Source organism: Hasllibacter sp. MH4015 (assembly GCF_020177575.1).
Taxonomy (GTDB): domain Bacteria; phylum Pseudomonadota; class Alphaproteobacteria; order Rhodobacterales; family Rhodobacteraceae; genus Gymnodinialimonas.
In genome coordinates, this window is the sequence record NZ_JAHTBK010000001.1 from 1,506,934 (window position 1) to 1,523,097 (window position 16,164).

Annotated in this window: 17 protein-coding genes; 7 read left to right on the forward strand and 10 right to left on the reverse strand. The window is 63.2% G+C overall.

The features are described from left to right. Window positions 1-31: 31 nt before the first annotated feature. From KUW62_RS07855 to KUW62_RS07885, 7 genes are all read left to right on the forward strand, one after another. Complete coding sequence (locus KUW62_RS07855; protein WP_224814939.1) at window positions 32-1,102, forward strand: OmpP1/FadL family transporter; 1,071 nt, start codon at window positions 32-34, stop codon at window positions 1,100-1,102. Between the two features lie 116 nt (window positions 1,103-1,218). Further along, on the forward strand, window positions 1,219-2,133 hold the full coding sequence (locus KUW62_RS07860) for a DMT family transporter (RefSeq protein ID WP_224814940.1): 915 nt from the start codon (window positions 1,219-1,221) through the stop codon (window positions 2,131-2,133). 97 nt (window positions 2,134-2,230) lie between these two features. After that, window positions 2,231-3,103, forward strand: a complete 873-nt coding sequence (locus KUW62_RS07865; protein WP_224817070.1) for an ATPase — start codon at window positions 2,231-2,233, stop codon at window positions 3,101-3,103. Window positions 3,104-3,141: 38 nt separating this feature from the next. Then, window positions 3,142-4,083 (forward strand): homoserine O-succinyltransferase, encoded by a 942-nt coding sequence (metA, locus tag KUW62_RS07870; RefSeq protein ID WP_224814941.1) that lies wholly within the window; start codon window positions 3,142-3,144, stop codon window positions 4,081-4,083. 5 nt (window positions 4,084-4,088) lie between these two features. Beyond that, window positions 4,089-5,024: an alpha/beta fold hydrolase gene (locus tag KUW62_RS07875; RefSeq protein WP_224817071.1), complete on the forward strand. Its 936-nt coding sequence runs from the start codon at window positions 4,089-4,091 to the stop codon at window positions 5,022-5,024. 72 nt (window positions 5,025-5,096) lie between these two features. Continuing rightward, complete coding sequence (gene ppk2, locus KUW62_RS07880; RefSeq protein ID WP_224814942.1) at window positions 5,097-5,981, forward strand: polyphosphate kinase 2; 885 nt, start codon at window positions 5,097-5,099, stop codon at window positions 5,979-5,981. 3 nt (window positions 5,982-5,984) lie between these two features. Next, window positions 5,985-6,602 (forward strand): TetR/AcrR family transcriptional regulator, encoded by a 618-nt coding sequence (locus KUW62_RS07885; RefSeq protein WP_224814943.1) that lies wholly within the window; start codon window positions 5,985-5,987, stop codon window positions 6,600-6,602. Window positions 6,603-6,618: 16 nt separating this feature from the next. Here the strand turns inward: KUW62_RS07885 and KUW62_RS07890 are convergent, their stop codons facing one another. From KUW62_RS07890 to KUW62_RS07935, 10 genes are all read right to left on the reverse strand, one after another. Beyond that, entirely contained in the window at window positions 6,619-7,842 is a 1,224-nt protein-coding gene (locus KUW62_RS07890; protein ID WP_224814944.1) for a cysteine desulfurase, read from the reverse strand. A gap of 3 nt (window positions 7,843-7,845) precedes the next feature. Further along, entirely contained in the window at window positions 7,846-8,451 is a 606-nt protein-coding gene (locus tag KUW62_RS07895) for a Yip1 family protein (RefSeq protein ID WP_224814945.1), read from the reverse strand. Then, complete coding sequence (locus KUW62_RS07900) at window positions 8,448-8,987, reverse strand: hypothetical protein (protein WP_224814946.1); 540 nt, start codon at window positions 8,985-8,987, stop codon at window positions 8,448-8,450. Before KUW62_RS07900 ends, KUW62_RS07895 begins: the two co-directional genes overlap by 4 nt. Next, window positions 8,988-10,280, reverse strand: coding sequence for a SufD family Fe-S cluster assembly protein (locus KUW62_RS07905; protein WP_224814947.1), 1,293 nt, complete (start codon window positions 10,278-10,280; stop codon window positions 8,988-8,990). Beyond that, window positions 10,281-11,036, reverse strand: a complete 756-nt coding sequence (gene sufC / locus KUW62_RS07910) for a Fe-S cluster assembly ATPase SufC (protein WP_224814948.1) — start codon at window positions 11,034-11,036, stop codon at window positions 10,281-10,283. It abuts the gene before it with no gap. After that, window positions 11,029-11,808, reverse strand: coding sequence for an FkbM family methyltransferase (locus KUW62_RS07915; RefSeq protein WP_224814949.1), 780 nt, complete (start codon window positions 11,806-11,808; stop codon window positions 11,029-11,031). The genes sufC and KUW62_RS07915 overlap by 8 nt, the downstream gene beginning before the upstream one ends. After that, a complete protein-coding gene (locus tag KUW62_RS07920; RefSeq protein ID WP_224814950.1) occupies window positions 11,805-12,605 on the reverse strand; it encodes a polysaccharide pyruvyl transferase family protein in 801 nt (266 codons plus the stop codon). The genes KUW62_RS07915 and KUW62_RS07920 overlap by 4 nt, the downstream gene beginning before the upstream one ends. Next, complete coding sequence (locus KUW62_RS07925) at window positions 12,602-13,393, reverse strand: FkbM family methyltransferase (RefSeq protein WP_224814951.1); 792 nt, start codon at window positions 13,391-13,393, stop codon at window positions 12,602-12,604. Before KUW62_RS07925 ends, KUW62_RS07920 begins: the two co-directional genes overlap by 4 nt. Window positions 13,394-13,519: 126 nt before the next feature. After that, on the reverse strand, window positions 13,520-15,049 hold the full coding sequence (gene sufB / locus KUW62_RS07930; protein ID WP_224814952.1) for a Fe-S cluster assembly protein SufB: 1,530 nt from the start codon (window positions 15,047-15,049) through the stop codon (window positions 13,520-13,522). After that, window positions 15,046-16,110, reverse strand: a complete 1,065-nt coding sequence (locus KUW62_RS07935) for an aminotransferase class V-fold PLP-dependent enzyme (RefSeq protein WP_224814953.1) — start codon at window positions 16,108-16,110, stop codon at window positions 15,046-15,048. The genes sufB and KUW62_RS07935 overlap by 4 nt, the downstream gene beginning before the upstream one ends. Window positions 16,111-16,164: the final 54 nt, after the last annotated feature.

A 16,164-nucleotide genomic window follows, 5' to 3' on the forward strand; every position in this document is an offset into this window, starting at 1 on the left:
ACATTCGGGACACCTGTCGGGGAGGACAACCATGACCCGCTTTACAATTACCGCCGCCGCCGCGCTTCTGGCAACCACATCGCTCGCCCAGGCCGGTGGCCTTGACCGCAGCATTTTGAACGTGTCGCCGCTTTTCGAGGACGGCAATTACTTCGAGTTCAGTTTCTCTGCCGTGATTCCGGAAGTGACCGGTACGCTTGGCCCAAACACCTCGGGCGACATGGCGGACGATTACTTCAATGCCGGCTTTGCCTATCGTCACGAGATCAGCGATACCTTCGCCGTCGCGCTGATCTACAGCAACGCCTACGGCGCAGACGTCAACTACACCAACACGTCCGTGGCTTATCCCGTTCAGGGCTTTACCGCATCGTTGACCGGCAACGCGCTGAGCGTTTTGGGCCAGTACCAATTCAACGAGAATATCAGCGTTTACGGTGGCTTGCGCTACGTCAGCATGTCGGCGGAAACGGGCGTTGCTTCGGTGGGTAACGTGAACGATTACGCGGCCGATGGAGCGCTCGGCTACGTCGTCGGCGCGGCCTACGAGATCCCGGACATCGCATTGCGGGCAAGCCTGACCTACACCTCGGCGACCACGCACGACAACTCAATCACGGTCAATGGCCCGAACGCGCTTACCGTCGGCGCCACGCAGACCGGCGAATACACCATGCCGCAATCGCTGGCACTGGATTTCCAGACCGGTGTGGCAGAAGGCACGTTGGTTCTGGCCTCGATCCGCTGGACCGATTGGACCGAGACGATGATCAACACCCAATCGAGCTTGGGAACCATCGACTACGACAACGACACCTGGGCCTATTCCATTGGGGCTGCGCGCCGGTTGAGCGAGGAACTCGCGGTTGTCGGCACCATCTCCTATGAAGCGTCGAGCGGCCTGCCCGCATCGAACCTGTCGCCCACGGACGGTCAGATCGGCGTGTCGGTCGCAGGCATTTACGACCTGTCGGACCAGGTGACGCTGACGGGCGGGCTCAACTACACCTTCCTCGGTGACGCGACGACCGAAGGTGTCGGCGCGACCTTCGCGGACAACCGTGCCTTCGGTGTCGGCTTCCGGATCGGCTACAACTTCTGATCTGAACAAAACTGTAGACATCCAACCCCGCGCGCCAATCGGCCCGCGGGGTTTTTCTTTGCCCCATCCGCATGTTCCGGGTCGCGGGGCGCAGAAACGCGCCCTAGACAGGTCCCATGACCCAGACCCAAGTCAGCCCCCGCGCATGGACGGAGATTGCCCTTCTAGGCACGATCTGGGGGGCATCCTTCCTTGCCATCAAAGTGGGGCTGGAGGAGATCCCCTTCCTCACCCTTGTCGCGCACCGCGTGTTCTGGGCCTGCCTTATCCTTTGGGCCTATGTCCTGCTGCGCCGCCTCGCGATCCCCACGGAGTGGCGGATCTGGGCGGCTTTCCTGGTGATGGGATTGCTCAACAACGTGATCCCCTTCGCGTTGATGGCATGGGGGCAGCAATTCATCGAAACCGGCCTCACCTCCATCTTCAACGCAGGCACGGCGATCTTCGGGGTGCTGGTCGCGGCGATGGTGTTCCCTGACGAACGCCTGACCCTGCGCAAGGGCATCGGTGTGCTGGTCGCTTTCCTTGGCGTGGCTGTGGCCATTGGGTTGGACAGTTTCCGGCAATTCGACATCCGGTCATTGGCGCAGCTTGCGGTGATCGGGGGCACGATCTCCTACGCCTTTGCCGCGGCATGGGCACGCAAGACGATGTCGGGCCTGGCGCCCCAGGTCTCCGCCGCCGGAATGCTCACAGGCTCAACGCTGATCCTGCTGCCCGCCGCATTCCTGATCGACGGGGTGCCAAGCTGGCCCACCCTGCCCCAGACCTATGCCGCCATCGCCTATTTCGCGATTCTGGGCACGGCCGTGGCCTACCTGCTTTACTACCGGGTGCTGGCCATGGCGGGGTCGGGTAACGCGATGCTGACCACGCTGTTGATCCCGCCGGTCGCGATTGTCCTGGGTGCCCTGGTGCTGGGGGAGGAGCTTGCCCCCTCCGCCTTTGCCGGGTTCGGCCTTCTGGCGTTGGGGCTTCTGATCCTGGATGGGCGTGTGCTTGGCTGGGTTCGGGGCCGCCGGCGAGTTTGACCCCACGACATCCAGCAACGGCACCGGATATGAAGCCTGTTGCATCCACGGCGCTTGCCTTGGGCGGGAAACCCGTGGCAAGCAACCGCCCATGACCTTGCTTTACGACAGCCCCCAAGCCTTCCGTGCCGCGCCCGACAAACGGGTCGCGGTCTTCGGCATGTCGGGGCTCGGCAAAACGGTGCTGTCCAACCTGTTGCGGCAGCGCGGGGACTGGTTCCACTATTCGGTCGATTACCGGATCGGCACCGCCTATATGGGCGAGCACATAACCGACAATTTGAAAAAAGAGGCGATGAAGGTGCCGCTTCTGGCGCGTCTTTTCCGGTCCGACAGTATCTATATCGGCTCCAACATCACCTTCGGCAATCTCGCGCCGCTCTCGACCTTCCTGGGCAAACCGGGCGATCCGTCCAGGGGTGGCCTGCCGTTTGTGGAATACAAGCGCCGCCAGGCCCTGCACCGTCGGGCGGAGGTCAATGCGCTGCTCGACACCGTGCCGTTCATCCACCGCGCGAGGGAGCTTTATGGCTACGGTCATTTCATCTGCGACACCGGCGGTTCCATCTGCGAGGTGGTGGAGCCCGGCAATCCGCAGGACGAGGTTCTGCGCACGCTCAGCGCCCATACGCTGATGGTCTGGATCGAAAGCCCCGATGGTCACGACGCGGAGCTGATCCGGCGCTTCAAGGCCGATCCGAAACCGATCTATTACCGGCCCGACATGCTTGATGCACTCTGGTCCGAATACCTAACCGACACCGGGCTGTCCGAGGCGGATGTCGATCCCGACGCTTTCGCGATCCACGCCTTTTCCCGTGTGATCCGCCACCGCGCACCGCTTTATGAGGCGATGGCGCGGAACTGGGGGATTTCCGTTGCGTCGCAGGACGTGGAGAAGGTGCGCGACGCCACGGATGCCGAAGAGATGATTGCCGCCGCCCTTGGCAGCGCCGCCGCGACCGCCTAAATCCGCCCTTCCGAAGACTTCATCGACGGCCCTGATCCATGCCCATCAAGATCCCGCAATCGCTCCCCGCCTACAACGTGCTGTCGCGCGAGGGTGTGATGGTCATGCCCGAGGAAACGGCCGCCAAGCAGGACATCCGCCCCCTGCGCATCGGGTTGCTGAACCTGATGCCCAAGAAGATCCAGACGGAGACGCAATTTGCCCGCCTGATCGGCGCCTCGCCCCTGCAAATCGAATTCTCGCTGATCCGCATGTCGGACCACGAAAGCCGCAACACCTCCACCGAGCACATGGAGGCGTTCTACCGCCCCTTTGCCGAGGTTCAGGCCAGCGGGGAGAAATTCGACGGTCTGCTGATTACCGGTGCGCCCATAGAACATCTGCCGTTCGAGGACGTGACCTATTGGGACGAGCTGAAATCGGTCATGGACTGGACGCAAACCCATGTGCACTCGACGTTCGGCATCTGCTGGGGCGGTATGGCGATGGCCTACCATTTCCACGGGATCAAGAAACACATGCTGGACGCCAAGTCCTTCGGCTGTTTCCGGCACCGCAACCTCGCGCCCGCCTCCCCCTATCTGCGGGGCTTTTCCGATGATGTGCTGATGCCCGTCAGCCGCTGGACGGAGATACGCGCCGATGAGATTGCGGAGGCCGGGTTGACCACGCTGATCGCGTCCGATGAAGTCGGCCCCGCGCTGGTGGAAGATCGCGCGCACCGGGCGCTCTATGTCTTCAACCATTTTGAGTATGACAGCGACACGCTGAAGCAGGAATATGACCGCGACGTGGATGCGGGCACGCCGATCAATGTGCCGGTGAATTACTACCCCGCCGATGATCCCACGCGCGATCCGATGAACCGCTGGCGGTCCCATGCCCATCTGCTCTACGGCAATTGGGTGTCCGAAGTGTATCTGACGACGCCCTTCGATATGGAGCAGATCGGCCTGGCAAGCACGGATCTGCGCGCGTGAAACTGATGCTCTGGATTCTCATCGCGCTCATCGTCTTCGCGGGCCTGACCCTTTGGCGCGCGTCCGCCCGGCAAGCGTCGGCGGAGGCGGAATACCCGCCCGCGGGACAGTTTGTGGAGGTTGACGGCACCCGCGTACATTACGTGGAGGCGGGCGAAGGGCCGCCTGTCGTGCTTATCCACGGATCATCGGGCAACGTGAACGACTGGACCTTCGACATGTTCGCGCGGTTGAGCGGCAATTACCGCGTCATCGCCTTCGACCGCCCGGGCCTGGGCTATACGCAGATGATCGGGCCCAATGCGCTGGCTGCGGATCAGGCAAGGCTTCTGGCCGATGCCGCCGCGGCCATCGGGGCCGATGCGCCCATCGTCGTCGGCCATTCCTATGGCGGGGCGATCGCGCTTGCCTGGGCGCTGGAACGGCCCGAGAATGTCTCCGGGCTGTTGATCCTGGCCGGGGCATCGCACCCCTGGGATACCGGGATCGGCACGTATTACACGCTTCTGTCTCACCCGATTTCGGGGCCGATCATGGCCAGTCTGCTGGCGGCCTGGGTGCCCGACAGCGTGGTTGCGGCCAATATCGAAGGCGTCTTCGCGCCGCAGACGGCCCCGGATGGCTATGCGGAGCATTTCGGCCCCGGCCTGACCCTGCGCCGCTTCTCCCTTCTGGAAAACGCGCGCCAGCGGGCGAGCCTGCTGCCCCAGATCGAGGACATGGCATCCCGATATGGCGAGATCACGGCCCCGATGGAGATCCTGCACGGCGACGCCGATGCAACCGTCGGCCTGCATATCCATTCCGAGCCGCTGTCGCGCGCGGTGCCGAACGGCAATCTGGTGGTGATGGAAGGCGTGGGTCACATGCCCCACCACGCCGATCCGGAGGCAATTGTCGACGCAATCGACCGGTTGAGCGTCGCGTCGGGTTTGCGTTAAGCCCTCCGAGTCCCTAATGTAATAGGGAATAACATTCGCGATCACGCGATCCCCTCAGAGGCGGGCACGCATATGAGCAACAAGCATGTCGGTGCGATCAGCGCCTATTTCGATGACCTCGCGCCGGATTGGGTGCGCGATCAGATCAAGGATGCCAAGAAGGGCCGTATGCTCGACCCGTCCTACCCCTATGAGGAGCGGATGGACAAAGGCGACTACGAGGATGATTTGGAGGCGCTCCAGATCGAACTGGTAAAGATGCTGGCCTGGGTGCGCGAGACCGAACAACGCGTCGCCGTCGTGTTCGAGGGCCGCGATGCCGCCGGCAAGGGCGGCGCGATCAAGCGTATCCGCGAAAACCTGAATCCGCGCGCCGCGGGTGTCGTGGCGCTGTCCAAACCGACGGAGCGGGAGGCCGGCCAATGGTATTTCCAACGCTACGTGCCGCATCTGCCGTCCGCGGGTGAAATCCGTCTGTTCGACCGATCCTGGTACAATCGGGGCGTGGTGGAGAAGGTGTTCGGTTTTTGCACCGATGCGCAGCGAGAGACGTTTTTCGCCCAACTCCCCGGCTTTGAGAGCACGCTGGCCAACGATGGTATCCACCTGACGAAGATCTGGCTGAACGTCGGTCGTGCCGAACAATTGCGCCGGTTCCTCGACCGGGAAGGCGACCCGCTGAAGCAATGGAAGCTCAGCTGGATCGACGTGGAAGGCCTACAGAAATGGCAGGAATATTCCGATGCCATCGCGGAAACGCTGGACCGCTCCCATAGCCAGGCCGCGCCCTGGACCGTGATCCGATCCGACGACAAGCGCCGCGCGCGGTTGGCGGTGATCCGGTCCGTGTTGCAACACCTGGACTATGACGGGAAGGACAAGGAATTGGTCGGCGCACCGGATCCGAAAATCACCGGCGGGCCGGACATGTGGTCGGACCCGGGCGCGCGGGACTGATCCATGCCCAAACGCGGCTACCACCACGGCAACCTCAAGCAAGCCCTCGTCGATGCAGCCCTCGGCCTGATCGAGGAGAAGGGCCCGACCGGCTTTACCCTGTCGGAGGCGGCCAAGAACGCGGGCGTGACGCCGGCGGCTGTCTATCGCCATTTCGAGGGGCGCGAGGATCTGATCGTGGAATGCGCCCGCCAAGGGCATGAGATTTTTGCCGATCTGATGCAGCACGCCTTCGATTCCGGCCAACCCTCCGCCCTTGCGGCGTTCGAGGCGACGGGGCGCGCCTACCTCGCCTTCGCGCGCAAGTTTCCGGGGCATTACATGGCCATGTTCGAAAGTGGCACCGCCCAGAACGCCACCCCGGAACTGGCCGCCGCCGCGGGCCGGTCGCGTGCGGTGCTCGAAAGCGCGGCGGAGGCGTTGTCAGAGAATATTCCGCCCGAAAAGCGACCGCCGCCGTCGATGTTTTCCGCTCATATCTGGGCCATGAGCCACGGGGTCGTGGAATTGTTCGCCCGTGGTCGCCCCGGCGCCAACGCCCCCTTCCCGCCCGAAGACCTTTTGGAGGCCGGGATCGGGATCTACCTGCGCGGCCTTGGTCTTATCACGCCGGATAGCTGAGCGTTCCGGGCCGCGATCAGGCGAATAGCTCGTGGCACAATTCCAGCGCGTCGACCAAGACGTCGACCTCCTCGCGCGTGTTGTACATGCCGAAGGACGCGCGCGCGGTGGCGCTGACGCCCATATGCTCCATCAGGGGTTGCGCGCAGTGATGCCCCGCGCGCACTGCCACCCCCTTCTTGTCGAGCACGGTAGAGATGTCGTGGGCATGGGCCGCCCCATCGAGCGTGAAGCTGAAAATCGCGCCTTTCGTGGCGCTTTTGCCCTGCACGCTCAGCCAATTCAGCCCGTCGAGCCGCCCGCGCGCGTAGCGGGTCAAGTCCGCTTCGTGGGCCGCGATATTCTCCATCCCGACGCCCATCATGTACTCGAGCGCCGCGCCAAGGCCGATCTGCTGTACGATGCCCGGCGTGCCCGCCTCGAACTTCATCGGCGGGTCGTTCCAGGTGATCTCGTCTCGATGTACTTCGCGGATCATGTCGCCGCCCCCCAAGAAGGGCCGCATCTCGGCCATCCGGTCCTTGCGGATATGGATCGCGCCCGACCCGCTGGGGCCATAGAGCTTGTGGCCGGTGATCGCGTAGAAATCCGCGCCGATCACATCGACATTGACCGGCATGTGCACCGCCGATTGGCTGCCGTCGATCAACACCGCGATCCCCCGCCCATGGGCGGCCTCCACGACCGTTTTGACGTCGAAGACCGTTCCCAGCACGTTGGACATGTGCGCCATCGCCACCAGCTTCGTGCGCGGTCCCATCGCGTCGATCACGGCCTGCGGGTCCAGATCGCCATTGGCGTCCACGTCAACCCAGACCAGCTTCACCCCCTGACGTTCGCGCAGGAAATGCCACGGCACAATATTTGCGTGATGCTCCGCAACCGTCAGCACGATCTCGTCGCCCGCCTCCATCCGCGGCATGGCCCATCCATATGCTACCAGATTGATCGCCTCCGTCGTGCCGGTGGTGAACACGATCTCCTCTTCATCGCGCGCCCCCAGGAACCGCGCGATGATGCCGCGTGTCCCCTCATACTTCTCGGTCGCAAGGTTGCTCAGGTAGTGCAGACCGCGATGCACATTGGCGTATTCCATCGAATAGGCTTGCGTGATTGCGTCGATCACCGCTTTCGGCTTTTGGGCGGATGCACCGTTATCGAGGTAGACCAGCGGTTTTCCGTTCACCTCCCGCGACAGGATCGGAAAATCGGCGCGGATGGACTGGACGTCGTAGCTCATGGATCAAACTCCGCTCGGGGCGGTGCCGGGCAGCGCCACGCCAAGGATGGTAAGGACAAGGCTGAGGGTGAACAGGATGCCGATGAACGACACCAGCGTCATCACGAACACCATCCCCACGGAGCTGAAACCGTGAAGCGTTGCGATGAAATTCACCAAAAGCCAGAAGAACAAGCCGATCGCGATGACTGAGATCATCGGGGCGAAGGGCGGCAGCACGATCATCAGGACCAATTGCACCAACTGCACACCGAGGAAGATGAATTGCAGCCATGTGATGAGCGCCAGCGCGCCGTCGAACGTGCCATGGCCGTCGAAGATGCGTCCGATCTGCGTGATGGCGTGGACCGCGACGAACAGGATCGCCGCCTGCATCAGACCCAACGCCAATGCGGAGCGTCCGGTCAACGGCCCCTCCTCCACCGGTGGCGCGATCATCGTCACGACCTCCCCCAGCATGAGGGAGCCGACGACGACGAGCGAAAACGCGAGGTAAAGCGCGGCCCGCGGCAGGTTGAGGGCCAGGATCGCCTCCGCCCCCGATTTGGGGTCGCGGATCGTATGGACGGCAAGCGGAACGAGATAGCGGAGACTTGTCACATCCGTCATCGCGCGGCCCCGTCGGGATTGGTCTCCGCCTCTCTCAGGCAGACGCTCCAGAACAGAAAGAACGATCCCAGAACGATGATCCCGGCCAATTGCTGCCCCGGTCCCGGACCGATGAAGCCTTCGACCAGGCCGTAGAAAAGCCATGCGGGCGTGGAGGCGAGAAGCGCCCAGAACAGCGCCAGTCGAGCGGTATACGTGGTGCCGCGTCCCCGGAAAAGCTTGGCGATCAGGTGGGTCAAGGTGCCGATCCCGTAAAACAGAAGCGGCCAGACCAGCAGCCAGACGAAGAAGGTGATCCCCATCTCGGCCCCGAAGCTCAGCACCTTGTCCGATGCCTTCTGGTCCAATGCCGCCCTTTCGAACCCGGCCAGCGCATGTTCCCGCTGCAGGCGCGGCAGTTGCGATACGAAGATCAGCGCACAGGCCCCCAACAGGATCGCAAGCGCGCGATCCTCCCGCTGACCCATGGCCAGCAGGCGCCGGAACACCGCCCGGGGGCGGCGCCACGTGGCGGCTATGTCCTGTGATACGCTCATCTATGCCCGCCGTCGCCGCTCCAGCCAGTCCTGAAGACGTCCGGTGATATCGTCGCGCAACGCCTCGTCGGCGATCTCCTCGATCGCTTCGGCAAGGAAGGCAAGCGTCAGAAGGTCCGTCGCCTCTTCCGTCGGCACCCCGCGCGAGCGGAGATAGAACAGGGCGTCCTCGTCGATCGCCCCGGTGGTGGACCCGTGGGAACAGATCACGTCATCGGCGTAGATCTCCAGCTCCGGCTTGGCCTGGAACGAGCTGTCGTCGTCCAGCAGAAGCGATTGGCTGATCTGGTAGCCGTCGGTTTTCTGGGCACCGGCCTTCACGAGGATCTTGCCCTGAAACACCCCCTCCGCCCCGTTGCGCAGGACTTTCTTGAACACCTGACGGCTTTCGCAATCGACCGCGTCATGGGTGACGAACACGGTATCGTCATGGTGGAAATCGCCGTAATTGCCGTCACCCAAGGCCGCACCGGCGACATGGGCGGACGCATTATCGCCCACGATTTCAATGACATGTTCGTTTCGGGTCATCACGCCGTTGGCGGTGGTGGTGAAGGACTTGTAAAGCGCCTCTGCCCCCACGCGGGCGAACATGTGGCTCATGCAGCGGCGTTCATGGTCGCGGCCTTGGGCGCGGACATGGTGGAACGCGCCACCCTCGGCCACGTCGATCTCCATACACTTGTTGAATCGCGCCGCCGCCGGGCCGGCCTCAAGCACCGTGACCTCCGCGCCCGGTTCGACCTTCACCAGATGATGCAGGGTCGCGTCCGACGTTTCCTCCTCGTGGAGGTAGATCAAGGCGACGGGTCGGGCGGCCTTTCCGGTTGCGCGGATCACCACGCCGTCGCTTGCAAACGCGGTGTTGAGCGCGGCCAGCGGGCGCGGCACGGGCACCTGGCCCCGTGCCTCCAACGTTCCATAAAGGTCCTTGGCCCAGTGAATATCCTTGGCCAATGCCTCAGACAGCCGTTCGATCTCTAGGCCCGCCATTGACAGGTCATCGGATTTCTCGGGGCTGAACACGCCGTCGACGAACACGACTTTCAGCCGGTCGATGCCCCGGAACATCGCCACTTCGTCGTCGGGCCGGAACACCGCCGCGCGGGGGGCAGTGGCTTGGGTCAGTGTCGCGGGGTTGGTGTAGCGCCAATATTCGTCGCGCCGGGTCGGCAGGCCCATCTCGCGCACGCGCGCCAGGGCCGACTTCCGCAGGTCCTGCGCCCCCTCGGGCATCGTCAACGCCGCGATCCGCGCCTCGGTCAGGTCGGGTTTCGGTGCCGGGTTGGCCATCTACGCCACCTCCGACAGGATATCGGCATAGCCGTTCTTCTCGACCTCAAGGGCCAGTTCCGGACCGCCGGATTTCACGATGCGCCCGTCGGCCATAATATGCACCACGTCCGGTTTGATGTGATCCAGCAGGCGCTGGTAGTGGGTGATCACAAGAAACCCGCGCCCCGCATCCCGCAGGGCGTTCACCCCTTCGGAGACCAGCTTCATCGCATCCACGTCCAAACCGGAATCGGTCTCGTCCAGGATGCACATCTTGGGCTCCAGCATCGCCATTTGCAGGATCTCGTTGCGCTTCTTCTCGCCGCCCGAAAAGCCGACATTCACAGGACGTTTCAGCATCTCGGCGTCGATCTTGAGATCCTTCGCCTTGGCGCGGATCAGCTTCAGGAAATCGCCCGCGCTCATCTCCTCCTCGCCGCGCAGTTTGCGTTGGGCGTTCAGCGCGGTGCGCAGGAAGGTCATGTTGCCGACGCCGGGGATCTCGACGGGATATTGGAACGCCAGGAACAGGCCCGCGGCCGCGCGCTCCTCGGGGTCCATGTCCAAGAGGTCTTCACCTTCCAGCGTGGCTTCCCCACCTGTCACCTCGTAGCCGTCCTTGCCGGACAGCACGTAGGACAGGGTGGATTTGCCGGAACCGTTCGGCCCCATGATCGCGTGGACAGAACCGGCCTCCACGCTCAAATCCACGCCCTTGAGGATCTGCTTATCCTCTTCTTCAAGTTTGACGGACAAGCCTTTGATATCAAGCATCTTCTGCTCCCTTTTCTGCGCGCTCCGCCGGGATCATCAGGACATTCTCCGACTTGGCGTAGCGTCTGTATTCGGTCACCGGCTGGTAGCTGTGGGCCTGGGCCCAGTCCTCCAGCACGGCGCGGTTTTCATCGTTCAGTTCCACGAACAAGGTCGGCCTTGAACGTGCAATCGTCTGCTCAAGACCCTTGAGGACGTCGATCTCCATCCCCTCCACGTCGATCTTGACGAAATCTATCGCGGCATCGCCCGCCAGACGGTCGGCGGTTGAAACCGGTATATTGCCTTTACCGGCAACCAAATGCCCGCCGCCCAGGTTCGCGGGCCCGGCGCGCACGCCAAAACCACCGCCATCTTCGGCCCCCATCCCATAGCCAAGGCCCCGGCCCTCCACCACACGCTCCAACCCGTTGAGCGCTATATTGGCCAGCAGCACGGCATAGGCTTTGGGGTTCGGCTCCACCACGAACACACGCGCGGCCTGCAAATGGATCGCGGCGTAGAGCATGTGGTTGCCCACGTTCGAGCCGATATCGAAGAATGTGCCGCCGGGCCGGAAATGCCGGCGCATGATCTCCAGCTCTTCTTCCTCGTAGAACTGACCGTTGATGTGGTGGCCCTGGATTTCGTCCTCGGGGTTCATCACCGCGAACATCACCGGGCGGCCCTGGGGGCTGGCCTTGGCGACGTGATACTGACCCAGCCGCACCGGGCGACCGCGGCGCATCCTGAGAAGTTTCTCACCCGGCTCCAGAAGGGGCAGATCGCTCATTGGGCGGCCTCCGTCATATCGGCGCGCAATTCGTGGGGGAAATGGCGCAGCAGGCTGTCGCGGCACCGTGCGATGCCATCGGTATAGGGCAAGGGCGTATCTTTCACCGCGCGCGCGACGGCGGGGACATCTGCAATCTCAACCGGCGCGATCATGTCGCGCCCGATGGAGGCGGCGTAATCGTGGTATTTCAAACGCCCCTGTGCATCGGGGTCCATCCAGGTATTCCCGACGCCATAGGCATCGGCGACGATCAGCCCATGCAGGCTGGCGGAAAAGACATGGGCGGAGCTTGCGATCTCGTGGCAGACCGTCACCGGATCAAGGCGCACGTCCACCAGGTGCAGCGCCGGGTCCCGCTCCACCATGTCGACAAAGCGCGGATCTTCCATCTGGCTGTGATGGGGCAGGATCGTGATCTTGTCCTCCCGCGCCGGGGCCTTTGGCAGGGCCTCGGGGGCCAGCAGGCCGGGATCGCCGAATTCGTTCATCTTCAACCGTAAAAACGCGGCAGAGATCGGGCCGCGTAGCAGCCTTACGCGCACATTCTCAAGAAAGTCCTTCCGCCAGAACGGGTTCAGCACGCCCGTGCCCCACAAAAGCGGCCCGTCCCCTACCGAGCGATCCGTCCAATGCTTGGAGATGACGTGCATCAGCGAGCCTAACGCAAACAGCTCCGCCTGTTTCGGGCGCGCATTCACGACCGCCCTGCCCGAGACGTGCTCCACCACCAGATGCGACAGCGCATCGCCGAAATTCGGCGCGGGCCAGTAATACAGGCGAATGGGATCGCTCATTCGAATTCCCCAAGACGCTCTTCGGGAACGCACAGGAAGTTTCGGTTTTCCTTGTAATGCTTGATGGAGGTCGGCAGCGCGAAACCGTGGGCCAGCCGCCAATCGGCGAAATCGTGGATGTTCTCCCGATCCACCTCCACCAACATGATGGGCCGGGTCCGCGCGATGGTCTTCTGCAAGCCGCGCAGGACCGCCATCTCCATCCCCTCGACGTCGATCTTGATGAAGTCGGGCCATTCGTCGTGCAGCACGTCATCGGGCCGCACCGCGGCGATGTCCCCCTGCCCCGGCAGCATCTGCGCCGCGCCCAGGTTGAACTCCCGCTCGCTCATCCCGAAGCCGTCTTCGGGGATGTCCGACGCGCCGACGCCCACGAAATCGAAGCACGTGATGTCGTGGAGGTTGTTCAGCACGATGTTCCAGATCAGCAACCGGTAGGCGAGCGGATTGGGCTCGAACGGGATGATGCGCTTGGCCTCCAGAAACAAGCCCGCAAACAGACTGTGATTGCCGACATTGGCCCCGATATCGAGGATGCAGCCCCGCTTCGGAAACACCTCCCGCATCAATTCCAATTCGTCGGGCTCGAAGAAGCCGCCGCCCCGATGGCGCCGCTGGATCGGATCGCGCTGCATGTCAGTGGCGAAATGGACCGCGCGGCCTTCGATGCGCGCCTCCGTTATCTCCGGCCGACCTTCCGCGCCGTCCATCAAACGCTGCAATTGCGGCGTGGATCGGATCACGTCACCCGCCGCGCGCAGGGCGTCACTGTCCATGGTCTCACTCATCGTGCGACGTCCGGTGCGAGTGCGCTGGTCATACCCCATGTGTCACCGAAACCGGCAACAGCGGGCAAGCCGCGGGCGCGGCGCTTCTGTCGGGACAAAGCGTTCAGCATCTCAGCGCCCCCGGGCCTAGCCCACCGAACCTTCCAGGGAGATCGCGACAAGCTGCTGCGCCTCCATCGCGAATTCCATCGGCAGGGCCTGCAAAACCTCGCGGGCAAAGCCGTTGACGATCAGCGCCACGGCCTCTTCCTCGTCCATGCCGCGGCTCTGGCAGTAGAACATCTGGTCGTCGTCCACCTTCGACGTCGTCGCCTCATGCTCCACCCGGGACGAGTTATTCTTCACGTCGATGTACGGCACTGTGTGTGCCCCGCATTTGTCACCGATCAGAAGCGAGTCACATTGCGTGTAATTGCGGCTGTCCTTGGCCTTCGGATGCATCGACACGAGCCCGCGATAGGTGTTCTGCGCTTTGCCCGCACTGATCCCTTTCGAGACGATCCGCGATTTCGTTCGCTTCCCCAGATGCACCATCTTCGTGCCGGTATCGGCCTGCTGCATGTTATTGGCGATCGCGATGGAATAGAACTCGCCCTGGCTGTCATCGCCGCGCAGGATGCAGGACGGGTACTTCCACGTCACGGCGCTGCCAGTCTCAACCTGGGTCCACATCACCTTGGACCGGTCCCCACGGCAATCGGCGCGCTTGGTCACAAAATTGTAAATCCCGCCCTTGCCGTTCTCGTCGCCCGGATACCAGTTCTGGACCGTGGAATACTTGATCTCCGCATCGTCATGGGCCACCAGCTCCACCACAGCCGCGTGCAGCTGGTGGGTATCGCGCATCGGCGCGGTGCAGCCTTCCAGGTAGCTCACGAACGAGCCCTTGTCGGCGATGATCAGCGTCCGCTCAAACTGCCCGGTATTCTCGGCATTGATCCGGAAATAGGTGCTCAGCTCCATCGGGCATTTCACGCCGGGCGGGATGTAGACGAACGACCCGTCCGAGAAGACGGCCGAATTCAGCGTCGCGAAGAAATTGTCGGTGATCGGCACGACCGAGCCGAGGTATTTCTTCACCAGATCCGGGTGTTCCTGAATCGCCTCGGAAATCGAGCAAAAGATCACGCCCGCCTTCTTCAACTCCGCCTGAAACGTCGTGCCCACGGAGACGCTGTCGAAGACCGCATCAACGGCCACCTTGCGGCCCTCTGCGGGCGCATCCTCTGCGCCCTCAACGCCTGCCAGGATCATCTGCTCTTTCAGCGGGATGCCGAGTTTCTTGTACGTCTCCAACAGCTTGGGGTCCACGTCGTCCAGCGACTTGGGCTTCTCCGCCATGCTCTTGGGCCGGGCGTAGTAATACTGATCCTGGTAGTCGATCTTCGGATAATCGACCATCGCCCAGTCGGGCTCCTCCATCTGCTTCCAGCGTTTGAAGGCCTGCAGACGCCAATCCAGCATCCATTCCGGCTCCCCGTTTTTCTCGGAGATCAGGCGCACGATATCCTCGTTCACGCCCTTGGGCGCGTAATCCATCTCGATATCCGTGTTCCAGCCGTATTTATACGCGCCGCCCAGATCCTTGACCGCGTCGACCGTCTCCTGATCCACACCGTCCTTGACCTGTGTCACATCCGTGTCGAGTGCGCTCATTCTAACCCTCCAACCCGGGCTTGATCCGGGAATTTCCTTTGATAGGCGCGGGTCCATGCGTCGCAAAACGCGCGGACCTCCGCCTCCGTCGTGTCGGGGCCGAGGGAGACGCGCAACGCGCATCCCGCCTGTGCCTCCGAATACCCCATGGCGCGCAGCACGCCCGAAACCTTCACCTTGCCGCTGGAACAGGCAGAGCCCGCCGATACGGCAAATCCCGCAAGATCCATGGCCATAACCTGCGTCTCGCCGCGCCACCCTTCCGTGATGAACATGGAGGTGTTGGGCAGGCGGTCATGGCCTTTCCCGACAAAAATAGTCGATCTCGCCCGATCTTCCAGAATCTTTTCTAGAATATTTCTAAGTTTGTCCACCTTGGCCCAGGTCCCGTCGGCCAGATCCCGCGCTGCCGCTTCCGCCGCCGCCCCGAATCCGGCGATCCCGATCAGGTTTTCCGTGCCGTGGCGCCGCCCCATTTCTTGCCCGCCGCCCTTGATCCGCGCCTCGACATCCAGACCACGCCGCATCACCAGCGCGCCCACACCCTTCGGTCCCCCCAGCTTGTGGGCGGAGACGAAGGCCATCTCAACGCCGGACCAATCGAAGGCGAGGGGGATCTTGCCGAAACCCTGGGTCCAGTCGCTCACTGCAAGCCCCTGGGGCAGGTCCTGCACGATCCCGGTTTCGGAATTCGCCGCCTGCACCGCGGCCTGCCCGGGATCGGGCACGTGCACCCTGCCGTCGCGCGATACGGAAAGCTCCCCGTCGCCCCAGGCCAGCACCGCGTCATGTTCCACGCCCGCAACGCGCAAACCCCGCCCCGCCATCGCGAGGGCGGCGGCTTCCGTGGCCCCGGACACGAAGACGATATCCGCCCCCTGCGCGCCCAGGGCTTCCGCCACCTTTGCCCGCGCGCGCTCCATCATCGCCTTGGCCGCGCGCCCTTCCGCATGGACGGAGGATGGGTTGCCGACCAAATCCATGGCCGCCGCCATCGCCGTACGCGCCTCCGCCCGTAAAGGCGCCGTCGCGTTCCAATCCAGGTAGACCCGATCGCTCACGCGCCGCACCCGCCGCTCAGGCGCGCCGGCGCGGTGCCATTCCCAGCCCTTGTA